The 18,649-nt window shown below is 42.0% G+C and carries 14 protein-coding genes and 1 other annotated feature; of the genes, 12 read left to right on the forward strand and 2 right to left on the reverse strand.

Annotated features, from left to right (window positions below; translation table 11 throughout):
- Positions 1 to 108: 108 nt before the first annotated feature.
- From clpX to G8782_RS00815, 11 genes are all read left to right on the forward strand, one after another.
- Entirely contained in the window at positions 109 to 1,374 is a 1,266-nt protein-coding gene (gene clpX, locus G8782_RS00765; protein ID WP_172369010.1) for an ATP-dependent protease ATP-binding subunit ClpX, read from the forward strand.
- 101 nt (positions 1,375 to 1,475) lie between these two features.
- Positions 1,476 to 3,812 (forward strand): endopeptidase La, encoded by a 2,337-nt coding sequence (gene lon, locus G8782_RS00770; RefSeq protein ID WP_343034902.1) that lies wholly within the window; start codon positions 1,476 to 1,478, stop codon positions 3,810 to 3,812.
- Positions 3,799 to 4,380: a ribosome biogenesis GTP-binding protein YihA/YsxC gene (gene yihA / locus G8782_RS00775; protein ID WP_172369012.1), complete on the forward strand. Its 582-nt coding sequence runs from the start codon at positions 3,799 to 3,801 to the stop codon at positions 4,378 to 4,380. Before lon ends, yihA begins: the two co-directional genes overlap by 14 nt.
- 259 nt (positions 4,381 to 4,639) lie before the next feature.
- Complete coding sequence (gene hemA / locus G8782_RS00780; protein ID WP_172369013.1) at positions 4,640 to 6,004, forward strand: glutamyl-tRNA reductase; 1,365 nt, start codon at positions 4,640 to 4,642, stop codon at positions 6,002 to 6,004.
- A 108-nt stretch (positions 6,005 to 6,112) separates the two neighbouring features.
- Complete coding sequence (gene ccsA / locus G8782_RS00785) at positions 6,113 to 6,943, forward strand: cytochrome c biogenesis protein CcsA (protein ID WP_172369014.1); 831 nt, start codon at positions 6,113 to 6,115, stop codon at positions 6,941 to 6,943.
- A gap of 27 nt (positions 6,944 to 6,970) precedes the next feature.
- A complete protein-coding gene (gene hemC, locus G8782_RS00790; protein ID WP_172369015.1) occupies positions 6,971 to 7,906 on the forward strand; it encodes a hydroxymethylbilane synthase in 936 nt (311 codons plus the stop codon).
- Positions 7,893 to 8,660 carry a uroporphyrinogen-III synthase gene (locus G8782_RS00795; RefSeq protein ID WP_172369016.1) on the forward strand — a complete coding sequence of 256 codons (768 nt, stop codon included), beginning with the start codon at positions 7,893 to 7,895 and terminating at the stop codon, positions 8,658 to 8,660. The genes hemC and G8782_RS00795 overlap by 14 nt, the downstream gene beginning before the upstream one ends.
- Positions 8,653 to 9,633, forward strand: coding sequence for a porphobilinogen synthase (gene hemB / locus G8782_RS00800; RefSeq protein ID WP_172369017.1), 981 nt, complete (start codon positions 8,653 to 8,655; stop codon positions 9,631 to 9,633). Before G8782_RS00795 ends, hemB begins: the two co-directional genes overlap by 8 nt.
- Entirely contained in the window at positions 9,634 to 10,926 is a 1,293-nt protein-coding gene (hemL, locus tag G8782_RS00805; RefSeq protein ID WP_172369018.1) for a glutamate-1-semialdehyde 2,1-aminomutase, read from the forward strand.
- A gap of 707 nt (positions 10,927 to 11,633) precedes the next feature.
- Entirely contained in the window at positions 11,634 to 12,302 is a 669-nt protein-coding gene (locus G8782_RS00810; protein WP_172369019.1) for a hypothetical protein, read from the forward strand.
- A 226-nt stretch (positions 12,303 to 12,528) separates the two neighbouring features.
- Positions 12,529 to 12,758: a binding site (T-box leader), on the forward strand.
- Positions 12,759 to 12,818: 60 nt separating this feature from the next.
- Positions 12,819 to 15,464 carry a valine--tRNA ligase gene (locus tag G8782_RS00815; RefSeq protein ID WP_172369020.1) on the forward strand — a complete coding sequence of 882 codons (2,646 nt, stop codon included), beginning with the start codon at positions 12,819 to 12,821 and terminating at the stop codon, positions 15,462 to 15,464.
- A 128-nt stretch (positions 15,465 to 15,592) separates the two neighbouring features.
- Here G8782_RS00815 and G8782_RS00820 read toward each other — a convergent pair whose 3' ends face one another.
- Positions 15,593 to 16,414: an ATP-grasp domain-containing protein gene (locus tag G8782_RS00820; RefSeq protein WP_172369021.1), complete on the reverse strand. Its 822-nt coding sequence runs from the start codon at positions 16,412 to 16,414 to the stop codon at positions 15,593 to 15,595.
- Positions 16,411 to 17,277, reverse strand: coding sequence for an ATP-grasp domain-containing protein (locus tag G8782_RS00825; RefSeq protein WP_172369022.1), 867 nt, complete (start codon positions 17,275 to 17,277; stop codon positions 16,411 to 16,413). Before G8782_RS00825 ends, G8782_RS00820 begins: the two co-directional genes overlap by 4 nt.
- 62 nt (positions 17,278 to 17,339) lie before the next feature.
- On the opposite strand from G8782_RS00825, the gene G8782_RS00830 reads away from it, so the two are divergent.
- Positions 17,340 to 18,545: a bifunctional folylpolyglutamate synthase/dihydrofolate synthase gene (locus G8782_RS00830; RefSeq protein WP_172369023.1), complete on the forward strand. Its 1,206-nt coding sequence runs from the start codon at positions 17,340 to 17,342 to the stop codon at positions 18,543 to 18,545.
- The last annotated feature ends 104 nt before the right edge of the window (positions 18,546 to 18,649 follow it).

Genomic DNA, 18,649 nt, shown 5'->3' on the forward strand with positions numbered 1-18,649 from the left:
TTTTACATAGGGGGAACCCAGTTCTATCGACACGGTTTTATGAATACTAATTAGTTGATTATACTTCCGGAGTCTTGTAATATTGTCACTTGAATAGGGGTGAGCATAATGTTCAAATTTAATGATGAAAAAGACAACTTAAACTGTTCGTTTTGTGGGAAGTCTCAGGAACAGGTCCGTAAACTTGTCGCCGGGCAAGGGGTTTATATTTGTGATGAATGTGTTGAACTTTGTGCTGAAATCGTGGAAGAGGAAGTTGGCTTAGAAGAAGGCTTTGAGCTGAAAGATGTTCCGAAACCGAGAGATATACAAAGTATACTTGATGAATACTTAATCGGGCAGGATAGAGCCAAAAAATCATTATCTGTTGCTGTCTATAATCATTATAAACGTGTTAATTCTGGCAGTAAAATCGATGACGTTGAATTGGCGAAGTCAAACATCGTTCTTATCGGACCAACGGGTAGCGGTAAAACATTACTTGCACAAACACTTGCACGCATACTGGATGTTCCGTTTGCGATTGCCGACGCAACATCACTCACTGAAGCAGGGTATGTTGGAGAAGACGTTGAAAACATATTACTGAAATTAATCCAAGCTGCAGATTATGACGTTGAAAAAGCAGAACGCGGTATTATTTATATCGATGAGATTGACAAAGTTGCGCGTAAATCCGAAAACGCTTCGATTACACGTGATGTTTCTGGTGAAGGTGTGCAACAGGCACTTCTCAAAATTCTTGAAGGGACAGTTGCAAGTGTTCCACCACAAGGCGGACGCAAGCATCCACATCAAGAATTCATTCAAATCGATACAACGAATATCTTGTTCATTGTTGGAGGCGCCTTCGACGGGATTAATGAAATCATTAAGCGCAGAATGGGTCAAAAACTGATTGGCTTTGGCACTGATCCAAACACGGTTGAGGAACAAGAGACGATTTTATCGAAACTAATTCCGGAAGACCTTCAAAATTTCGGTTTAATTCCAGAATTCATAGGTCGTTTGCCTGTTCTTGCAAGCTTAGAACCTTTGGACGAAGAGACGCTTTATCAAATATTGACGGAACCGAAAAATGCAATCGTCAAACAGTACCAAAAAATGCTTGAACTTGATGATGTCGTGCTTCGATTTGAAGAGGATGCATTGCTTGAAATAGCAAAAGCAGCGATAGAACGGAAAACGGGTGCTCGTGGATTGCGTTCGATAATTGAAAACATTATGTTGGATGTAATGTACGAACTGCCATCTCTTGAAGAAGTGACTGAATGCATAATTACGCGCGATTCAGTTATAGGAGAAGGAAGTCCGACTTTACTCCGAGACGATGGTTCTGAATTTGTTTTAATGAACGGCAAAACCTCAGCATAATGCGAAAAGGTTTAAGCTGGCACCAAATGCGTATGTAAACTTGCGCTTTTCGGATGCCAGCTTTTTCCATCTAACTAGTTAATAATGGAGGTGACATGGACGTGACAACAACGACTATCAAAAATGAAATACCTTTATTGCCACTTCGCGGGGTACTCGTTTACCCAACAATGATCTTACACCTCGATGTAGGGAGAGTTCGCTCCATTGCGGCAATCGAGCATTCCGTAAAAGAAGACAGCCTGATTTTCCTTGTGACGCAAAAAGATGAGTCCGTTGAAGAGCCAACGCCTGAAGATTTGTATGATATTGGAACGCTCGCTTATGTTAAATCGATGACCGAGTTGCCGAATGGAACGTATCGTGTCTTAATCGAAGGCATCGATCGCGCAGAATGGACCAAGTATGAAGAAAAAGCTGAGTACTCTGTCGCAAGCATTACGAGCATCGAAGACAATGTTGAAAAAGATTTTGAAATGGAAGCTTTAATGAGAACACTTCTTTCCTATTTTGAGAAGTACTCCAAAGTTTCGAGAAAAATCAAGAAGGAAACGTATGACTCAGTAGCTAAAATCGCAGATCCAGGTCGGCTTGCGGATACGATTACTTCTCACTTGCCACTGAAAATCGAAGCGAAACAAGAACTTCTGGAACTATTCAACGTGAAAGAGCGCTATGAATGGCTTATTGGCCAATTACATAATGAGCAAGAAGTTCTCGAATTGGAAAATAAAATCAATGCGCGTGTAAAAGAAGCAATGGAACGAACGCAAAAAGAATTTTATTTGCGCGAACAGATGAAAGCGATTCAAACCGAGCTAGGAGATAAAGACGGCAAAGGGGTAGAAGTTGCCGAACTTCAAAAGCGCATTGATGAAGCGGATATGCCTGCTGGCGTTCAAGAAGCAGCGGAACGCGAACTTGACCGGTATGAAATAGTTCCTGCAGCTTCAGCAGAAAGCGGCGTTATTCGCAATTATATCGAGTGGCTTGTCACATTGCCGTGGTCTCATGCGACAAAAGACCAACTTGATATTAATCATTCAGAAGAAATTTTAAATCGAGACCATGAAGGACTTGAACTGGTTAAAGAGCGTATTCTCGAATATTTGGCTGTTCGTCAATTAACAAACTCTTTGCGCGGACCGATTCTCTGTTTAGAAGGACCTCCCGGGGTCGGGAAAACTTCGCTAGCACGTTCAATCGCTGAATCACTCGACCGCAAATTTGTTAGAATTTCACTCGGCGGCGTTCGTGATGAATCCGAAATACGCGGACATCGACGCACGTATGTCGGGGCGATGCCGGGACGAATCATTCAAGGAATGAAAAAAGCCGGCACGATTAATCCGGTATTTTTACTTGATGAAATTGATAAGATGTCGAATGATTTCAGGGGCGATCCATCTTCAGCGATGCTTGAGGTGCTCGACCCGGAACAAAACGCGACATTCAGCGATCACTATATTGAAGAACCGTATAACTTATCGGATGTATTATTTATTGCAACCGCGAATGATTTAAGTTCAATCCCGGGACCATTGCGCGACCGTATGGAAATCATATCGATCGCCGGGTATACGGAAATAGAAAAAAGTTCAATCGCGAAAAATCATTTAATTCCGAAGCAAATGAAAGAACACGGACTGACTGGTTCGCAACTTCGAATAAATGACGAAGCGATTTTGAATATCATTCGCTATTACACGCGAGAAGCTGGCGTTCGAAGCATGGAGCGTCAAATTGCAGCGATTTGCAGAAGAGCAGCAAAACAAATTGTCACGAATGAAAAGAAACGTGTGGTTATCACGGCAAAAACGTTAGAAACAATTCTTGGTAAAAAGAAATTCAGGTATGGACTTGCTGAGTCTGAAAATCAGATTGGTGTTGCAACTGGACTCGCTTATACGCAAGTCGGCGGCGATACATTGCAAATTGAAGTGTCATTATCTCCGGGTAAAGGGGATTTGATTCTCACTGGAAAATTAGGAGATGTCATGAAAGAATCTGCACAAGCGGCTTTTTCTTATGTCCGTTCGAAAACAGAGGATTTTGGAATCAATCCTTTATTCCACGAAACAACTGATATTCATATTCATGTTCCAGAAGGTGCTGTTCCGAAAGACGGTCCGTCCGCGGGAATTACAATCGCGACAGCTTTAGTTTCCGCTTTGACCAAGCGAAAAATCCGAAGAGAAGTGGGCATGACAGGCGAAATCACACTTCGCGGACGTGTGCTTCCAATCGGCGGCGTAAAAGAAAAAACATTAAGTGCGCATCGTGCTGGATTAACGACGATAATATTGCCACGGGATAATGAACGGGATGTTGAAGATGTTCCTGATAGTGTTCGTGAAGAATTATCGTTTGTATTCGTGAGTGACGTTGAAGAAGTGCTTAAAATTGCATTGGAGGCGTCATCAAATGAAAGTGAATAACGTAGAAATGATCATGAGTGCAGTCAGGCCGGAACAATATCCGACTGAAGGTTATCCTGAATTTGCACTCGCGGGTCGTTCAAATGTAGGGAAATCGTCATTTATCAATAAAATGATCGGACGTAAAAGTCTGGCGCGTACTTCCTCGAAACCGGGAAAAACGCAAACATTGAATTTTTATAAAATCGAAGAACAATTATTTTTCGTTGATGTTCCAGGTTACGGTTACGCGCAAGTATCTAAGTCTTCGCGTGAAGCATGGGGAAAAATGATTGAACAATATTTGACTGAAAGAGAAATCTTAAAAGCGGTAGTTCAAATTATAGATTTACGTCATCCGCCGACCAAGGATGATAAAATCATGTATGAGTTTTTAGTTCATTACCAACTACCGGCAATTATTATCGGAACAAAAGCCGATAAAATTCCAAAAGGCAGTTGGAATAAACATAAAAAAATCATTCGCGAGAAACTCAACATGCGTCCCGAAGATCCACTCATTGTTTTTTCATCTGAAAAAGGCATAGGGATGGATGAAGCGTGGGGAGAAATAAAAAAAAGAATGTGATTAGATGGCTCGATTGATGGTTTTAATCAATCGAGTTTTTGTTTTTACGGTAGAAGTTTTGCGGCGTATTGGTCGTTTGGCCTATTTCGACAATAAGAGCACATCAATTGTAAACAGGGTGAAATTAGATTAGAATAATTCTCAATATGATGAGTAAACTAGTGTCAGTCATAGGCTGTTCACATTTGGGAGCGAAATTCGGGCTGAAATATGTTATAATTGAAATAGTGAATTAGAACGTGAAAGGTGTGAGCACCAAGTGCATACAATCGTAGTAGGTGTTAACCATCGAACTGCACCTGTTGAAATAAGGGAAAAGTTGTCGTTTGTTGAATCAGAATTGACAGAAGCGATGCAAACGTTGCAACAACAAAAAAGTATTTTGGAAAACACAATCATATCAACTTGTAATAGAACTGAAGTTTATGCAGTGGTCGATCAATTGCATACAGGACGTTATTACGTAAAACGCTTTTTAGCGGATTGGTTCAATGTGCCAATCGAATCATTCGAAGCGCACCTAGTTGTCAATGAAAACGATAAAGCGATTGAACATTTAATGAAAGTGGCTGCGGGAATGGACTCAATGGTACTTGGCGAAACACAAATTTTAGGACAAGTCCGTGATAGTTTTCTCGAAGCGCAGTCTATTGGCGTTACAGGCACTGTTTTTAATGAGCTATTCAAACAAGCTGTAACATTCTCCAAGCGTGCGCATGCAGAAACGGATATCGGTGCAAACGCTGTTTCGATTTCTTATGCGGCAGTCGAACTAGGAAAACAAATATTCGGTTCATTAAATCACAAGCACATCGCAATTCTTGGCGCGGGTGAAATGGGCGAATTGGCACTTCAAAATTTACAAGGTAGCGGTGCTGAAAAAGTCACAGTTCTGAATCGTACATTTTCAACTGCTGAAGAAATCGCCAAGAAATTTGGCGGGGTAGCGAAGCCGATCAGTGAGTTGCAATGCGCATTATTGGAAGCAGACATCTTGATCAGTTCAACATCGGCATCAAATTACGTCATTGATTATGAATTAATGAAAAACGTTGATAAGATGCGAAGAGGCAATCCGATTTTCTTGATCGACATTGCAGTTCCAAGAGATTTAGACCCTAAAATTGGGGAGATTCCAAATGTGTTTCTATATGATATAGATGATTTACAAGGAATTGTCGATGCGAATCTTGCAGAGCGTGAAAAAGCTGCAGAGAAAATCGGCTTATTGATTGAAGGACAAATCATCGAGTTCAATGAATGGCTCGCGACACTTGGCGTCGTTCCAGTCATCACTGCACTCCGTGAAAAAGCGCTCCGCATACAAGCTACAACGATGGAAAGCATGATGAACAAAATTCCAGATTTAACAGAGCGCGAGAAGAAAGTTTTAAGCAAACATACAAAATCGATTATCAATCAACTGCTAAAAGATCCAATCTTGCAAGTGAAAGAAATGGCAATGGATTCTAAATCAGCTGAAAAAATCGCGTTATTCCAACAGATTTTCGGGATTGATGAAGAAGTTGAAAAGGAAAAAGAGGAATTGGCGAGATTAGCACAAGAGCGGCTAGCGTCAAGGTCGAAAAAAAATCTTTCCTCGGAACCTGATTTGTCATTTTGACGATTACTAAAAGGGCTTTTCCTCATTGCAAATGTTACACTGTAAATGGGGAGACGCCTTTTTATATCGTTTAAAATCAGACTTTATTTCGGGAAGGACTGAGACGTTTTGGCTGATATCACGATGACAAGGCTGCACGAGTGGATGGTCATCTTGTATGCGTTCAGTCTTGTCTTTTACTTTATTGACTATTTAAATAAAGATAAAATCGCGCATCGAGTTGCTTTTTGGATTCTCATGGTTGTTTATGCGATGCAAACAACTTCTTTAATCATGTATATTGTTGAAACGAAACGCTTTCCGATTTTATCATTATTTGAAGGAATTTATTTTTACGCTTGGTTGCTACTAACAGTTTCTATTTTGCTGCATTTATTTTCAAAGCCGAGTTATATGGTATTTTTCCTTAATGTTATCGGGTTTATATTTATGACGATTCATACATTTGCCAGGACGCAAATAAAGCAATCGCCAATTGGAGACGCTTTAATATCTGAACTCCTTTTCATTCACATTACATTCGCGATTTTGTCCTATGTCGCTTTTGCGATATCTTTTGTCTATGCGATATTATATTTACTATTATATAAGATATTGAAGAAGCGGAAATGGTCGAAACAATTTGTTCGCCTGCCGTCACTTCAACAAACCGCGACTGGCATGAAAGTCGGGGTCATCATCGGAATCCCTTTACTGATGATCAGTTTGATTCTCGGCATGCAATGGGCGCATCTCGTGTTAAGTAATTGGTCTTTCTTTGATTTTAAGATTATTAGCTCGTTTTTGATTCTAATTTTGTATATTCTTGTTTTATTGGCCATGCAAACTGGTAGGCTGAGAGGAAACAACGGTGCATGGGCGAATATATTTGCATTCCTCTTTGTTATTATTAATTTCTTTTTGGGCAGCACATTGTCCGGATTCCATTTTTGGGTTTAATGAACCCTTTATGAAAGGTTGATCAGAATGAGAAAAATCATCGTAGGTTCGAGAAGAAGTAATCTTGCCATGACACAAACAAAGTGGTTTATTGAACAAATGAAAGAAGCAGGTGCGCCATTCGAATTTGAAATCAAGGAAATCGTGACGAAAGGCGATCAAATCCTTGATGTCATGCTCTCCAAAGTGGGTGGTAAAGGCTTGTTTGTAAAAGAAATTCAACAAGCGCTCCTCAATAAAGAAATCGATTTTGCGGTACATAGCTTAAAAGACATGCCAGCTAAATTGCCTGAAGAACTCATGATCGGTTGCATCCCGCCACGTGTCGATGCACGCGATGCATTCATTTCAAATGGCCATGTCAAATTCATGGATCTTCCGATCGGTGCAGTTGTCGGTACATCGAGCCTCCGCCGTAGTTCGCAATTATTACTCTTGCGTCCAGATTTAGAAATCAAATGGATACGCGGAAACATCGAAACGCGCATGAAGAAATTGCGCGACGGAGAATACGATGCGATTTTACTGGCTGCTGCGGGAATGAAACGTGTCGGTTGGGATGACGATGTAGTAACAGAATTCATGTCCGTCGAGGATTGCATACCTGCAATCGGGCAAGGTGCATTGGCGATTGAATGCCGTAAAGATGACAAAGAATTATTGGATGAACTCGCAAAAGTATCCGACGATAAAACATGGAAAGAGATTGAAGCAGAACGCACATTTTTATCGGAAATGGACGGTTCATGCCAAGTTCCAATCGCCGGATATGCTCAGTATGACGGAGAAAACATTCACTTTACGGGTTACGTCGCTTCACCAGACGCTACACAAGTATTTAAAAATACCGTTGTCAACTCGGATCCGGTTGCAGCAGGAATGCAAGTGGCAAATACGTTGCGTGCTGAAGGGGCCGGCGATGTTATAAAGAAAGTGATGGCCGAGATGGATGAAGGAAAGTGAACCGTTAAAAGGGAAGACAGTCGTTTTCACAGGCACTCCCAAATCAGAAGATGTATTTGAATTGGTTAGAAATTACGGGGGACACCCAGTTTCTCTCCCGTTAATAAAAGTCACGGAATTAATAGAACCAACCGATAAATTACGCCTGGATGCCAGTCCTACTTACGACTGGCTTATCTTCACGAGTCAAAGCGCCGTATCGGCATTTGAAGCGAAAATGAAGCGTCACGGGGTATCTACAGACACGATTCCTTCAAATGTAGCTGCAATCGGCACGCGCACTGCGGCCGCTCTTGAGAAGATCGGATTTTCAGTGCAGTTTATCCCGACAGTTTTTAGCGCGGACGTTTTCGTGAAAGAATTTAATCCGCAGGAAAATGATCTGCGCCGGTTGCTGTTTTTGCGCGGAACGATCGCGGGACCGACAATCAGTGAGGAACTGCCGTTTATTGTTGATGAATGGACAATCTATAAAACCGAAAAAGCGGATGAAAACACAGATGAACTTGTGGATTTATTGCAACGAGAAAAGGCGGTATCGGTGTTATTTGCAAGTCCGTCAGCAGTCGAAATTTTCGCGGAAGAAGTGGCACCCAAAACTGGGTGGGACGGCTATATAATTGGTGCTATCGGGCATGTCACCGAGAAAGCGCTTAAAGAAGTCGGCGCGCCCGTTCATGTTCGACCTGAAACTTATACTTTAAAGCATCTCGTCGATAAATTGGCGAGTCGAAAGGATGTTACGTTTGGATAATTTAAATTTCCGTCGAAATAGACGGTTGCGGAATTCTGGAACTCTTCGTTCCATGGTAAGAGAAACAGTTTTGCAAAAAGAAGATTTCATCTATCCGATTTTCGTCGTCGAAGGGGACGATGTGAAAAATGCGGTAGAATCGATGCCGGGCGTCTATCAATTGTCGCTTGATCATCTAGCTGCCGAAGTGGATGAAGTAGTTTCACTTGGCATTCCATCGATTATTTTATTCGGTGTTCCGAAAGAAAAAGATGCTATAGGATCCCAAGCATACGCGGAAGAAGGAATCGTGCAGCAGGCAACTCGTTTTGTGAAGGAACGCCACCCGGAACTCGTCGTGATTGCGGACACTTGTCTTTGCCAATATACAGACCACGGGCACTGCGGAGTCATCGAAGACGGCTATGTATTAAATGATCAATCGCTGGAATTACTTGCGAAAACAGCAGTTAGCCAAGCTGAAGCCGGAGCTGACATCATTGCGCCGTCCAATATGATGGACGGATTTGTCGCTGCAATTCGCCGCGGGCTTGACGAAGCAGGATTTGTGAATATCCCTATTATGTCTTACGCAGTAAAATATGCGTCTGCATATTACGGACCGTTCCGCGATGCGGCTCATTCATCACCGCAATCAGGTGACCGCAAAACGTATCAAATGGACCCGGCAAACCGACTTGAAGCCATTCGAGAAGCTGAATCCGATGTTGCTGAAGGAGCCGACTTCCTGATTGTTAAACCGGCACTTTCGTATCTCGATATCATGCGCGATGTGAAAGATAACTTCACATTGCCGGTCGTCGCTTACAATGTGAGCGGGGAATACGCTATGGTGAAAGCGGCAGCACAAAATGGCTGGATAAACGAAAAAGATATTGTCATTGAAACATTAACAAGTATGAAGCGTGCGGGTGCGGACTTAATTATGACGTACCATGCGAAAGATGCGGCGCGCTGGTTGGAGGGAAAATAATTGGAGAAAAATTATACGAACTCGAAACAAGCGTTTGAAAAAGCAGTAGACTTAATGCCTGGTGGTGTGAATTCACCAGTTCGTGCATTTAAATCAGTAAATATGGACCCGATTTTCATGCAAAGCGGTAAAGGTGCAATGATTACGGATATCGATGGGAATGAATACATCGACTACGTTCTTTCATGGGGGCCTCTTATTTTAGGTCACTCGGATCCGGATGTTGTTAAAGGCATTCAACGCGTTGCGGAAACTGGTTCCAGTTTCGGTGCGCCTACATTGGCTGAAAATGAACTTGCCGAGATTGTCATTGATCGTGTACCTTCGATTGAAATGGTGCGCATGGTATCCTCGGGAACAGAAGCGACGATGAGCGCATTACGTCTTGCACGAGGCATTACAGGACGTAATATTATTTTGAAATTTGAAGGATGTTACCATGGACATGGTGACTCTTTATTGATCAAAGCAGGTTCTGGTGTTGCAACACTAGGACTTCCAGACAGCCCGGGAGTCCCAGAATCCGTAGCGAGAAACACAGTTACAGTTGCTTACAATGATCTCGATAGCGTGAAAGTTGCGATTGATGAGTTCGGCGACGATTTAGCAGCGATCATTGTTGAACCTGTTGCTGGAAATATGGGAGTTGTCCCACCGCAGCCAGGATTCCTAGAAGGTCTCCGCGAATTAACTACCGAAAATGGATCGCTCTTAATTTTTGATGAAGTTATGACAGGTTTCCGTGTTGGATATAACTGTGCGCAAGGTCATTTTGATGTGCAACCAGATATTACATGTCTTGGAAAAGTCATCGGCGGCGGACTTCCAGTTGGTGCATACGGTGCATCCAGAGAAATCATGGAAAATGTCGCGCCGGCTGGAACTGTTTACCAAGCAGGTACATTGTCAGGTAACCCGCTTGCCATGACTGCGGGAATTGAAACGTTGAAAAAGTTGACGCCGGAATCTTATGATCACTTCATGAAGCTTGGCGACCAACTTGAAAATGGTTTCCGCGAAGCGGCGGAAAAGTATAATATTCCGCACACAGTAAACCGTGCTGGTTCAATGATCGGTTTCTTCTTCACGAATGAAGATGTCGTCAATTACGATGCAGCTAAAACATCAGATCTAGAATTGTTTGCAGATTACTACCGCTTAATGGCGGAAGAGGGTATCTTCTTACCACCGTCACAGTTTGAGGGGATGTTCATTTCAACTGCGCATACTGAAGAACATATTGCGAAAACTGTTGAAGCCTTCCATACGGTGTTTGAAAAGTTAGCGCGATAATTAATAAAACCTTTACCGAGTACTTGAACGATTTCAAGTACTCGGTATTTTTATGGATACCGTTGGTCTACGTTCCGGGCGGCGCTTTCCTGCGGACGAGCGTCGAGCCAATCGAACAACGAAGAGTTCGAACTTCGATCAACTATAGATTTCATTGTGATTAGATTGTGTGTCGACGAAGAAAGAAGTGTTCTTGTGAGAACGCAACGTTTTCATCAAACTAGGAAACGTATCGCACGTACTTGGAAACGTTAACGCAAAAGAAGGAAACGTTTCCGTCAAAGTAGGAAACGTTACTGGGAGTAAGAAACGTTTTCATTAAACTAGGTTACGTTTCGCATGAACTTGGAAACGTTATCGCAAAAGAAGGAAACGAATCCGTCGAAGTAGGAAACGTTACTAGGAGTAAGAAACGTTTTCATCAAACTAGGAAACGTTTCACATGAACTTGGAAACGTTAACGCAAAAGAAGGAAACGTTTCCGTCGAAGTAGGAAACATTACTGGGAGTAAGAAACGTTTTCATCAAACTAGGAAACGTATCGCACGTACTTGGAAACGTTAACGCAAAAGAAGGAAACGTTTCCCCGAAACCAGGAAACGTCCCCATCGCGACAATATAAATATTAAAACATCCTCCCCCGATTATCTTCTAACAATCAATCATCATGCATACAATTGTTTGTAAGGGAATAGGAGGAGAAAAATATGAAAACTGTACAATGGCAAATGAAAGAGGACTTTGTATTTCCAGAATCGACAGGAACTCCAACAGGTACAGAGTCGGTCAGGGTGACGCCTCGATTTACAATCGATCGTTCGGGGGAATCGGTTCGGATGACCGGCATCTACCATCTAGCAGTGAATGTAGAATTTGACTTAGAAGTTCCTAGAACGGGTAAAGCAGACTCTGCAATATTAATTGACGATGTTGAGCTTAATGGGAATTTAGGCTATTTTGAATATGCGGTTCCGTTTAATATCGATTTACCACCAGAAGCAAATGATCCGTTAAACATCGCGACAGCAAATGCGCAATGCGAGATGGAGGGACAAGGCGCAATTGCAGTCATTTGGGAAGTCCAATGTTCCTATAGGGAAATCATCGAAGTTCAAGAGGATAGCTCTAACCCTAAACAAAAAGAACCCAATACAGAAGAAACACCAGAATCACCTTCAAATGTTGCTGCAGAAGTTGCTGAAACAGAAGAGGTTGTTGAAGATAATCCAGCCCCGGAACATACTGTGAAATATGAAAATGTATCAATTCCAGACCGGGAAGAAGATGAAACATTGTCATTCATCGCTGGCTTGGAAGATGGGATTTCAACAACAGTTTTCCGCTCAAATAATGTTTCGGTGCAGGGCGAAAGCTAATCCCGCGAGAAAGCACAGTAATAGAAAGTCACCGGCAGTCGGCACGATCAACATCCGAATTAATTGAAAAACGGCGATTGGAATAATGATGGTTTTACAATAAAAACGGGTTTTTCGCAGCCAAGGTGGCAATAAGTATGGATTATACCCTTTTCTCATAACACAATCCTTTCTTGATTTACTTGACGTACACGCCTGTTTTCCTATATAATCAATTCAACTGCATATTGATGCGATGAACGGGAATAGTACGTGACATAATTTTCTAAAGAGAGGGAGCCAAAGGTGAGAGGCCCCGTAAAGAATGCACAGAATGTCCCCCGTGAGCAGTTTCCATGAACAAGAACCTTCTTCATTAGTGGAAACCGGTTTGAAGCCGTTATACAAGTATGAGGTGTACATTTTTTGCTGTGCACAAATAAAGGTGGTACCGCGAACAACTCCTTCGTCCTTTTTTAAGACGAACGGAGTTTTTTTGTGTCCGAAAATAAATTTATTTAACAGGAGGAACTAACCATGTCAACTGAAGATTTATCAATGCCGACTAAATACGAACCGCAAACAATTGAAAATGGCCGTTACCAATGGTGGCTTGAAGGAAAGTACTTTGAAGCCAAACCAGAAAGCGGTAAAGAGCCTTATACGATCGTCATCCCGCCGCCGAACGTTACAGGCGTACTCCATCTCGGGCATGCTTGGGATACGACACTCCAAGATATTTTAACGCGAATGAAACGAATGCAAGGTTATGATGCGTTATGGCTTCCAGGAATGGATCATGCTGGAATCGCAACTCAAGCACGCGTAGAAGCTCGTCTTCGTTCAGAAGGAAAATCCCGTTATGACTTGGGACGCGAAAAATTCATTGAAGAAACTTGGAATTGGAAAGAAGAATATGCATCCCATATTCGCGAACAATGGGCAAAACTCGGTCTTGGCCTCGATTACACGCGCGAACGTTTCACGTTAGATAAAGGATTATCAAAAGCGGTCCAGGAAGTCTTTATCAAACTCTACAATAAAGGGTTAATTTACCGCGGCGAATACATTATTAACTGGGATCCGAAAACAAAAACAGCTTTATCGGATATCGAAGTTATCCATCAAGATGTGCAGGGTGCATTCTATCATATGCGTTACCCACTAACAGATGGCACAGGCAGCATTGAAGTTGCGACGACGCGTCCTGAAACGATGCTCGGCGATACTGCGGTTGCCGTTCATCCTGAAGATGAGCGCTATAAACATTTAATCGGTAAAACAGTCACACTTCCGATTGTCGGCCGTGAAATTGAAATAATTGCCGATGATTACGTGGATATGGAATTCGGAAGCGGCGCGGTTAAAATCACTCCAGCGCATGATCCAAATGATTTCGAAATCGGAAACCGTCATAACTTGCAACGCGTTCTCGTGATGAACGAAGACGGAACGATGAATGATCTCGCTGGAAAATACAAAGGAATGGACCGTTTCGAGTGCCGTAAAGAAATCGTCAAAGATCTGCAAGAAAGCGGCGTTCTTTTTGAAATCGAAGACCATCTCCACTCAGTCGGCCATTCAGAACGAAGCGGCGCGGTAGTTGAACCGTACTTATCGACTCAATGGTTCGTTAAAATGCAGCCACTCGCGGATGCATCAATCGAACTTCAAAAAGGTGAAGGTAAAGTAAACTTCGTTCCAAGTCGTTTTGAAAACACGTATCTAAGATGGATGGAAAATATCCATGACTGGTGTATTTCGCGTCAACTATGGTGGGGTCATCGCATCCCAGCTTGGTACCATAAAGAAACCGGCGAAGTATATGTCGGTCACGATGCACCAACTGACATCGAAAACTGGAAACAAGACGAAGACGTATTAGATACTTGGTTCTCTTCCGCACTTTGGCCTTTCTCAACATTGGGATGGCCAGATGTAGATAATGAAGAATTCAAACGATACTACCCGACTGATGCACTTATTACAGGATATGACATCATTTTCTTCTGGGTGTCAAGAATGATTTTCCAAGGGCTCGAGTTTACTGAAGAGCGTCCATTTAAGGATGTGTTAATTCACGGATTAGTGCGTGATGCCGAAGGGCGTAAAATGTCTAAATCACTAGATAACGGTGTCGATCCGATGGAAGTCATCGAAAAATACGGTGCCGATGCACTTCGTTATACACTATCAACGGGCGCATCCCCGGGGCAAGACATCCGTTTCTCCATGGATAAAGTGGAATCCAACTGGAATTTCGCCAATAAAATCTGGAATGCATCTCGTTTCGCTCTCATGAATATGGACGGATTGACATATGACGAAATCGATTTATCCGGCGAGAAATCTGTCGCAGACACATGGATCTTGACTCGTTTGAATGAAACCATCGAGCAAGTAACAAATCTTGCCGACAAATATGAGTTCGGTGAAGTAGGCCGTGCGCTTTACTCCTTCATTTGGGATGATTTCTGCGATTGGTACATCGAAATGGCGAAATTGCCATTATACGGGGAAGATGAAGCAGCGAAAAAGATGACGCGTTCAGTACTCGCGTATGTTCTTGACAATACGATGCGTCTCCTGTATCCGTTCATGCCATTCATCACTGAAGAAATTTGGCAGAACCTCCCGCACGAAGGCGAATCAATTACGATCGCGCCGTGGCCGACAGTTGATGAATCATTGTCGAATAAAGAGCGTGCCTCTGAAATGAAGTTGCTCATGGACATTATCCGTTCTGTAAGAAACATCCGTGCAGAAGTGAACACGCCAATGAGCAAAGAAGTTCCGCTCTATATTTCAACAAGAGACGATAAAACAGCCGAGATATTTGAAACGAACCGAAAATACATCGAACGTTTCTGTAATCCAAAACCATTAACAATCGGTAAAGGAATATCAGCACCAGGGAAATCAATGTCAGCCGTCATTACCGGCGCTGAGTTGTTCTTACCGCTGGAAGGCTTGCTAAATATCGACGAAGAACTAGCGCGTTTGGCAAAAGAGTTAAAGAAATGGGAAAGCGAAGTCAAACTCGTCCAAGGCAAACTCTCAAACGAACGCTTCGTCAACAACGCACCAGAAGCAGTTGTAGCTGAAGAACGTGCGAAAGAAAAAGACTATCTCGAAAAATACGCGACAGTTGAGAAGCGTATGAAGGAATTGAAAGAGATTTAATACAAAAATCACCCTGTTGGAATTTTCAACAGGGTGTTTTTACATGTTTTATATTGATTATATTTCAGTTACTTGAAAAATATTATTGTTTTGCTGTAGAGAGGGAGAGGTCTAATTAAGCCTTCTACTTAAATGACAGATTTAACAACAGTGAAATAATTAGTTGTTTGTTCTTTAATATATCCCATCAATTTCTCGGCTATTGAAAAATCATACGTTGTGTACAATGACCGGGCGCCCACAGGATCCTCAATTTCATTCAAAATCCAGCGACCATCAGGCAATATAAGGAAGTCGATTCCAATGTAGTCGCTTTTTAACGCTCGTGCAATCCGAACGACTTCTTTTTCCTGCCAACTAGAGAGCACATATTTTTCTACCGATCCGCCTAATGTATAGTTCGATTTAAATGAATCATTTCCTGTACGTTTAACAGCTCCTACGACTTCTTTTCCGATAACGAAAACACGTACATCGGTTGCGTTGGATTCGATATATGGTTGAGCGATTAGATTACGATTCTTGAACCTAGTAATAAATGATTCGGTCTCTTTCATAGACGTACTAAGATATACTTCATCTCCGCCATGACCATCCGCGGTTTTTAATACAGCAGGATAGGATTTCACATCTTCTGCTGAATTCAGTTTTTTTGTCGGCACCGATGGCACACCTAACAGGGCAGCTAATTCAAACGACTGAAGTTTGTCATTCGCAATCCTGTTCACTTCAGAACGGTTGAAAACTCGAAAGCCTAGTCGCTCAAATAATGCAGCCTTTTCTGGATTCCGGTCTCTAAATAAAATGAAATCTGCATCAGCACTGGGTTGATCGTTATCTACAATTAACCTAAGTTCGATGCCAATATGTTCTGCCTTTTCGATTAAATCCTCTATAAATGCATAATTTCTTACAGACTCTGTAAGAGAATAATAGACATATCCCTTCATCCGATTTCCCTCAATATGTACGCAATCATCTCATCCGCGACGTTAATCCCCGTGACGTTGTAAATGTTTCGTATATGGGCAGCAGCGTTCACTTCGCAGACGAGCGGTTTTTCATCTTCTCCGAACAATAAGTCGACGCCTGCAAACTCTGCGCCTACCGCATCGGCAGCCTTGATTGCTAAATCTCGCTGTGCATCTGTTAATTCGATGACTTCAGCCACACCGCCGTTTGTAATATTGGCACGGAAATCGGTTTCCGAATGGCGGTACATTGCTGCGACGATTTCACCGCCTACGATGTTAACTCGAATATCTCTACCTTTACTAGTTTCAATAAATTCTTGAAAAACGTAGTCGACCCCGCGTAACTCTTCCGTCTTCGCATAAAATTCTTCTTCTGTTTCTATTAAATAAACCCGCATCCCGAATGATCCGTGACCTTCCTTAATAATCATTGGAAGTCCCAATTCACTAAGAACTTTTTCATAATAACCAGAATCAGCAATCGTAAATGACGGATAAACCTTCGGCGCGATGATGGTTTTCGGCATTGAAATCCCATGTTTCGCTAACTCCAAATATTGATTCGCTTTATTATCGCAAGTTTCGATAACAATGGGATCGTTAAATATTCTGATGTTATTATTTTTCAAAAACTTCGCAAGCAGAATGTCTTTGTCTAGGAAAACAACGAAATCAGGTTGCTGTTCAAACTCGCTTGTCAAATCCATTAGCACTTCATAATTTTTCTTTAACTCGGCTTTTATACCTGCTCGTTCAGCAGCTTCTATTATTAATACGGCTTGGTCTTTAAATTTATCGCTTGTCAAACTTCCGTTATAAATTACCCAACAACTGTACATAGAATTTCCTCCGGTCATGATATACTCTAGCTACTAATATTTTAACATACGGGGGACTTATGATGATTCCAAAAATGAAAGAATATAAAGAGCGCTGGGGAATTAATAGCGATGATGAAATAAAACCAGGCTTAGTAGCAATAGAAAGAGCTCTTGACGTAATAGGAAATCCAGAAAAAACGCTAAAAGTCATTCATGTAACGGGGACGAATGGCAAAGGGTCAACCATAGCCTTTATGGAATCCATCTTGAAAGAACATGGGTATTCAACTGGCGTATTTTCATCACCAGCAATCATAGACATTCATGATCAAATACGATTCAATGGATCACCTATAACAAAAGAAGAATTGAATCGAACATTTGAAGAAATGACTGAACTAAGCGGCATGTTGACGGATTTTGAATTATTGACGGTGGCGGCATTCATTTCTTTTAATCGGTTGCAACCAGATTACGTATTACTTGAAACTGGAATGGGCGGATTACTGGATAGCACAAATGTAATTACGCCTCTTGTATCTGTCATTACGTCGATTGCGCTAGATCATACAGCATTTCTTGGAACCGCATTAAATGAGGTCGCGGCTCATAAAGCCGGGATAATAAAAACTGGAATTCCAGTAGTGACAGGTCCCTTATCGGATAAAGCTCTTCAAGTTGTTTCGCAGGCGGCAAAGAAGAAGGGGGCCCTGCTTCAAATGTATGGCGCAGATTTTAGTATGGAAAACGATGAACTGTTCAAGGGAAAACGTAATTATAAGTTATGCGGGCGTGCGATGAAAGGCGAACATCAAAGTATGAATGCAGCGATTGCAATTGAAGCCCTGCTTTTAGCTGGCCTTCCGCTTTTAGAAGATAAAGTTAGCAAGGGAGTAGCAAAAACAGCACTCCCGCATCGATTCCAAGAAATCGCTCCGGGTATCTTTTTGGATGGTGCTCATAATCCGGCTGCTGCTAAGGCGCTTGCTAATACAATCAAGACCGAGTTCCCGGGCGAGAAAGTGGATTTTGTTATCGGGATGTTGAAAGGTAAAGACATAAAAGGAACATTAGACGAACTGATTCCTGTCGCAGAATCATTCACATTTATCACATTCCCGCATAAAGAAGCTGCTACTGGGGAGGAATTGATGGCGAAATGTAATCATAATAGGAAACTAGTGCTGTCAGCCCGAAGTGGTATTATTGAACTAGTTAATGGGAATGATTTTAAGAAAATAGTAACAGGTTCACTCTATCTTTTAGCAAGCCTTAAATACCGCTAGGCACTATTGTTTATTTGGGTATTTATGCAATTGTGTGAGTGACAAACCGATTATAGTTTGGTAAGATTTCAGTATATTCAGCGGTTCCATTGTTACTAAGTAAT

The sequence above is a fragment of the Sporosarcina jiandibaonis genome (assembly GCF_013184495.1).
Classification (GTDB): Bacteria; Bacillota; Bacilli; order Bacillales_A; family Planococcaceae; genus Sporosarcina; species Sporosarcina jiandibaonis.

Coding starts and splice junctions, on each gene's coding strand:
- G8782_RS00795 (WP_172369016.1), top strand. CDS start 7,893: ATGAAGGAAAGTGAACCGTTAAAAGGGAAGACAGTCGTTTTCACAGGC.
- G8782_RS00820 (WP_172369021.1), bottom strand. CDS start 16,414: ATGAAGGGATATGTCTATTATTCTCTTACAGAGTCTGTAAGAAATTAT.
- G8782_RS00825 (WP_172369022.1), bottom strand. CDS start 17,277: ATGTACAGTTGTTGGGTAATTTATAACGGAAGTTTGACAAGCGATAAA.
- G8782_RS00815 (WP_172369020.1), top strand. CDS start 12,819: ATGTCAACTGAAGATTTATCAATGCCGACTAAATACGAACCGCAAACA.
- clpX (WP_172369010.1), top strand. CDS start 109: ATGTTCAAATTTAATGATGAAAAAGACAACTTAAACTGTTCGTTTTGT.
- G8782_RS00830 (WP_172369023.1), top strand. CDS start 17,340: ATGATTCCAAAAATGAAAGAATATAAAGAGCGCTGGGGAATTAATAGC.
- hemC (WP_172369015.1), top strand. CDS start 6,971: ATGAGAAAAATCATCGTAGGTTCGAGAAGAAGTAATCTTGCCATGACA.
- G8782_RS00810 (WP_172369019.1), top strand. CDS start 11,634: ATGAAAACTGTACAATGGCAAATGAAAGAGGACTTTGTATTTCCAGAA.
- yihA (WP_172369012.1), top strand. CDS start 3,799: ATGAAAGTGAATAACGTAGAAATGATCATGAGTGCAGTCAGGCCGGAA.